We start from the raw sequence: 5,645 nt of genomic DNA, 5'->3' as shown, positions 1-5,645 counted from the left end.
CTTCCTCCGTCAGCGGGCATTCCTGAAGGACGGCTTTTTGTTCGGACAGCCATCCATAGAGTCCGCCGCTGGCTTCCACCAGACTTGCCAGTTCTTTCTGCTGGCGGACAATGGTTGTATGATGCTGATACCAGGCAAATCCGCCGCCCGCACCCGCCAGGACGAGGACAGCTGCGGCTGCCGCCCAGATTTTCTTTTTAAAAGATGAGGATTTTCTACGTCTGTGGGGAAGATTTCTTGATTCTCTGCCATAGTCTTCCTCATCATCGCCGTCTGTATCTTCGCTATCTTGACTGTCTTCATCCAGGGTAAACGCGGTATTCTGCAATTCATTTCGTGCTGCATCCGGCGACACCATCTGGTTTTCTATCGTCTTTATCTCCGATGCCAGGTTGTTGGAAAGATGTTCCATCTGTTCCTCGTCCGAAATAAAACCGAGCTTCTTTTCTATCTCCGCCAGGGCAAGGGTGCTGATGTATTCCGGATATTCCGTATTTTCATAGAGTGCCAGAAGCCCCCGCTGAATCGTCGCTGTATTTAGGATTTCCGGAAATGTCTGTTCTGGAACACTGCTTCTAAGCCGCGTCAGAAGTCCCTTTTGTGCATAATAAAGCCGTGTCTCGACAGTCTGTCTCTGGCATCCAAAACAGTCTGCCAGTTCATCAAATGACAATCCGTCCATATAGAAGCCCCAGACTGCCGTCTTCTGGAGCGGCGGCAGCTGATTCAATGCTTCCGCCAATACCGGGATCAGGCTGTCATCGAAGATCGCGCTTTTATCTTCCTCCGGAAGGGTCGGGGCATTGCCTGCATGAACCGAAGATACCGTTCCCTGTCTGGCTGCCAGAAGCTTTTGTCCTTCTTTCAGAATCCAACTGGCCAGCCATCCATCAACCTTTTCTTCCGATGTGGGTATTGCCTGTGCTTTATATAAATCCGTATAAAATGTCTCAACAAATTTCCATGCTTCTTCGTCCTGCTGGACCATCGTCCGGGCATGAAAAAAAGCGAATTTACCGGTCAACCGGTAAAGCTCTTCCAAAGCCTTCTGGTCTCCCGCGTAAAATCGCCGTAATAATCCCGTAATCTGCTGCTTGTTCATTCCTTTGTCCTCCGTATGGTTCAATAAAAAAGGCTGAAAATACCGATTTATTTCCAGTTATTTTCTTAATTTAATCTTACCATATACAGAAGGTTTCTTCAACAATTTTCAATGTTTAACAAAAAGATTACCAAATAATTTATTGTTTCATGAAAATAAACTAGCAATTTTCACCAGTATCTCCGCCGTCTTCTGAAGCGAATCCACCGGAATAAATTCATATTTTCCATGATAGTTATATCCGCCGGTGCAGAGGTTCGGGCACGGGAGCCCCATGTAGGAGAGGCGGGCGCCGTCGGTGCCGCCGCGGATCGGAATGACCTCCGGCTCGATGCCGCAGGCTGTCATCGCCTCTTTGGCGATATCGATCAGGTACATGCACGGCTCAATTTTTTCTTTCATGTTGTAGTAGCTGTCCGTTACTTCGGCGATCACGGTGCCCTTACCGTATTTGCGGTTCAGGAAATCGGCGGCTTCGGCGAAAAATTTCTTTTTCTGTTCAAATTTTTCATGGTCGTGATCGCGGATGATATAATTTAACTGCGCCTCTTCTACATTTCCGCTCATTTCATCCAGGTGATAGAATCCCTCGTAACCTTCTGTGTACATCGGATTTTCGAAGACCGGCAGCAGGCTCTGAAATTCCATGCCGATGAGAAGGGCATTTTTCATCTTGAGCTTCGCATCACCCGGATGGATGCTGGCTCCCTGAATCCGGACTTTGCCGGAAGCGGCGTTGAAATTTTCATATTCGATCTCGCCGATCGGACCGCCGTCTACCGTATAAGCAACCGCTGCACCGAAGTCTTTCACATCGAAACGATCCGCGCCGCGTCCGATCTCCTCGTCCGGCGTAAATCCAATGCAGATCTCTCCGTGCGGGATCTCCGGGTGGCTCAGGAAATATTCTGCCATCGTCATGATCTCCGCCACGCCTGCCTTATCGTCGGCGCCCAGAAGCGTGGTTCCGTCGGTTACGATCAGATCCTGACCTTTTAAGTCGGCTAAAAACGGAAATTCTGAAACTTTCATGACAATTTGTTTTTCTGCATTTAATACAATATCTTTGCCGTCATATGCCTGGACGATGCGCGGCTTTACGTTTGTTCCGGTTAAGGACGGCGCGGTGTCCATGTGGGAAATGAAGCCAAGTGCCGGGATGGTGGTTTTCTGTCCAACACCGGATGCATCGTGAGCAGAGGTACTGCCTGTATTATCCGGAATGCGTGCAAACACGTATCCGTACTCGCTCATCCGCACATCGGATGCACCCATTTCTTCCAGCTCGCGTTTCAGCTCATTGGCTAACAGAAGCTGTTTTTTTGTGCTCGGGCAGGTGTCATTTGCCTCGTCTGACTGCGTATCATATGATACATATTTCAAAAATCGTTCTACGGCTGTTGTCATGAAAAATCATCCTCTCTTTCTCCTAAATCCCGGCTCAGCGGTTCCAGATAATGGACTAATATATCCCGGTGGCTTTTGATGCGCCACGTTTTATCCATTTCCTCATATGTAAAACTCTTTCGTCCGCCCTGCTGCATCCGCTCCCAGTATGCGTCCAGATGGAAAAATGGCAGGTAGTAAAGTTCATCCCTCTGTGAAAAATATATAATTAAGAAAGCAATCCCGCCCTGCTCTTCAAATTCCCGCATAAATGCGACCTGATGCGGATGGACGTTCTGCAGTGGAAATGTATCTGCCGCGCATTCTTTCGCATCAAAGCAGACCGGGACGCCCTGAATCGCGCCGATGTAATCGACGGTACTCTTCTGGTCGAAATACGCCAGCGTGATATGGCGGCTGGTTTTATCGATCGAGACGGGTGTGATCGGCGTCGGGATTTTCTGGATCAATGCCAACTTTTTCTCACGGTAAAGATCGTTTGTGTGGTTTATCATATCCTCCAGGGTTGAACCACGAAGTCCCCGGCTGTTCCAAGTCCCCATGTTGTTGCTCCTCCACTTATTTTTTTGATTTTTCGCACAATTTAAAATTTACGGGCGATGATTGGCTGGGCGTTTTGGAGCTGATTTCATCATCTCTTCCATCCGTTTCATCTCCGCTGGCATAGGCGCGGTAAATTCTTTGCCCGCCAGATATGAAAGCGGCCCGGAGATCGTTTCCGGCATTACCAGCCGCCATGCGTGAAGCATCTGCGAGCGGACGCCGAAGCGTTTCTTCACTTCCTCATTGACCCGGAGATCGCCGTACTTCGGATCCCCGGCGATCGGGTGTCCGAGGGAAGCCACGGGCGATCGGGTGTCCGATGGAAGCCAGGTGGGCGCGGATCTGGTGGGATCGTCCGGTGATCAGATGAACCTCCAGAAGGGTATATCCATTTCCAGATACCAGCGGTCTGTATGCAGTCCGGATCGGCAGACTTCCAGGGGTCTCCTCTTTTCGGATCGACACCTGATTCGTCTTTTCATTTTTCGTCAACCATCCCTCGATCCGGGCTTCGCCTTTTACGATTCCCCGCACGACGCAGACATAATATTTTCCCAGACTCCGATCCTTGATGACTTCGGACATGATCTGCAGTCCCGGCAGGGAACGTCCAGCTGCCACGATGCCGCTTGTGTTGCGGTCGAGGCGGTTGCAGACGGACGGGCGGAAGCACGCCAGTTCCTCTTTCTTTAATTTGCCGGAATCCAGCAGATAGTCGATCAGGTATTCGACCAGCGATTCATCCGTCTCTTTCGCTTTTTGGGACAGCATTCCAGATGGCTTATTGATCAGTAAAATATGTTCGTCCTCGTAGACGATATCGAGCTTTTTCTTTTGAACCTTCTGAATCTTCACTTCCGAAAATTTCTCGATCGTCTCCTCTGCCAGAAACAGCTTGATCTCATCGCCCTCGGTCAGATGTTCGGAACCGTCGCATTTTTTTCCGTTCAGGGTAATATTTTTCTTCCGCATCATTTTATAAATGAAGCTTTTTCCCGCCAGATTCAGATATTTTGCCAGCAGCTTGTCCAGGCGCTGCCCCGCCTCATTTTTAGATACTGTCAGCATCCGCATGGCTGCCGCCTCCCTTTTTTACATCGATAATCCTTTTATTACGCGCACGCCGTACTCTACAGTTCCATCGTCCTCATACTCTGACGCCGGTTTCAGGCTGTGAATCCGCTTGTCAAAGGTGCTGCGTGAGGTCACGATTTTCAGGTTCGGATCCAGTTTGTTGGCCTTTAACAGTTCATTTAAACCTGCCTCCGCGCGCTTTACATTCAGCTTTGGATTAATGCAGTACACATAGATGCCGGTCGGGTGAACGACGGTCACATCGGACGGAATCACATCTTCCGGTGTCGTCAGAACCAGATCATAGAGAACTTCAAATTTTTCCTCATACGGCATATATGCCTCATGAAACGCCTGCTCCGGCGTATGGTATTTGAAAATGGCAATCAGCGGGGAAGCGAGATTCGCCGCCGGAAGTACCGTGACGATCGCCATGACCGTCAGAATTTTTTTGACGGAATCATTGTCTGTAAAAGACCGCCCAACCAGCTGTGCGATAATAAATAACGCCAGAAGTGCGATGATAAAAAGCTGTTTCCGCTTGAAATGATTGCGGTAGCCATAATCGCCTTTTTTTATCTTTTTCACGGTGTAAAAATCCTTTCTATCATGTTTTTATTGAATGATACTAGCTTTTTGTCTGATTTAATGGTTTAATGCCTGCATCGCGCGCAGAATCCACTCATGCGGCACTACCTTGCAGAGCACAAAGAATGCCTTCATCCAAACGCCGTAAACCGACACGCTTTTTCCCGCCATACAGTCGCGGATGGCAAGTTTTACAACTTTGTGCGGATCTGCCATCACCAGACGCTTATAAAGAGGAATCTCCCCGGTTGTCTCGGCAATGTCGAAAAACTCGGTTTTGACCGGTCCGGGGCAGACCGCCGTCACACCGATTCTGCGCAGGCGGAGTTCTTCCCGCAGGGCGCGGCTGTAGCTTAAGACAAATGCCTTGGTTGCCGCATAGATGGCAAATCCCGGCTGCGGCAGAAAGGAGGCTGCTGACGCGAACTGGAGAATCCGGCTGTTTTCGCTCATATAGGGAAGCACCATATGCGTGACCGCGCACAGCGCCTTGCAGTTGAGCTCTACCATTCCCGTTTCATCGTCAAGCGGCAGGTTCCCGACCGTTCCGATTTTACCAAAGCCGGAAGCATTTACCAAAAGTTTTACGTTGGGCTTGCGCGCCGCCAGCTCGTTTTCCAGCGTCTCCCGCTGGGATGCATCCGTCAGATCGATGGCGAAACACCGCGCCGGGATCGGCAGCGTCCGTTCCAGCTCCTGCATCCGGTCCATCCGGCGGGCAATCAGCCAGACTTCCTGAAGTCCCGAAAAGCGATCCGCCAGCTGTCTGGCTGCCTCGCGCCCCATGCCGGAAGAGGCACCTGTAATTATCGCAATTTTCATGAGAAATTCCTCCCGTCTCAAGTATGTACGCTCGGAGTCGTTCCTTCATTCCGAGCGTACATACGTTTTATTTCTTCTTGTGCACGTTCCGGATGGTTTTTTTCTTTCC

7 protein-coding genes are annotated in these 5,645 nt (G+C 49.9%); all 7 read right to left on the bottom strand.

The annotated features are described in order from the left end of the window. The coding region (locus QVO97_RS01185) for an RNA polymerase sigma factor (RefSeq protein WP_288188565.1) at nt 1-1,102 on the bottom strand (1,102 nt) is incomplete at its 3' end. A gap of 147 nt (nt 1,103-1,249) precedes the next feature. Next, the gene (pepT, locus tag QVO97_RS01180) at nt 1,250-2,509 is read right to left on the bottom strand and encodes a peptidase T (protein ID WP_022358600.1); all 1,260 of its coding nucleotides are present in this window, start codon (nt 2,507-2,509) and stop codon (nt 1,250-1,252) included. Continuing rightward, nucleotides 2,506-3,051, bottom strand: coding sequence for a Holliday junction resolvase RecU (locus QVO97_RS01175; protein ID WP_022358599.1), 546 nt, complete (start codon nt 3,049-3,051; stop codon nt 2,506-2,508). Before QVO97_RS01175 ends, pepT begins: the two co-directional genes overlap by 4 nt. A 48-nt stretch (nt 3,052-3,099) precedes the next feature. After that, nucleotides 3,100-3,354, bottom strand: a complete 255-nt coding sequence (locus tag QVO97_RS12680; RefSeq protein ID WP_369678362.1) for a hypothetical protein — start codon at nt 3,352-3,354, stop codon at nt 3,100-3,102. Beyond that, complete coding sequence (locus QVO97_RS01170; protein ID WP_022358598.1) at nt 3,293-4,126, bottom strand: RluA family pseudouridine synthase; 834 nt, start codon at nt 4,124-4,126, stop codon at nt 3,293-3,295. The genes QVO97_RS12680 and QVO97_RS01170 overlap by 62 nt, the downstream gene beginning before the upstream one ends. An 18-nt stretch (nt 4,127-4,144) precedes the next feature. Further along, on the bottom strand, nt 4,145-4,714 hold the full coding sequence (locus QVO97_RS01165; RefSeq protein ID WP_022358597.1) for a hypothetical protein: 570 nt from the start codon (nt 4,712-4,714) through the stop codon (nt 4,145-4,147). A gap of 57 nt (nt 4,715-4,771) precedes the next feature. Continuing rightward, nucleotides 4,772-5,536, bottom strand: coding sequence for an SDR family NAD(P)-dependent oxidoreductase (locus QVO97_RS01160; protein ID WP_022358596.1), 765 nt, complete (start codon nt 5,534-5,536; stop codon nt 4,772-4,774). Nucleotides 5,537-5,645: the final 109 nt, after the last annotated feature.

Source organism: Clostridium sp. CAG:43 (assembly GCF_000434655.1).
Classification (GTDB): domain Bacteria; phylum Bacillota; class Clostridia; order Lachnospirales; family Lachnospiraceae; genus Otoolea; species Otoolea fessa.
Note: the sequence above shows the minus strand (reverse complement) of the source record. Positions and strands in the feature narration are given on the sequence as shown.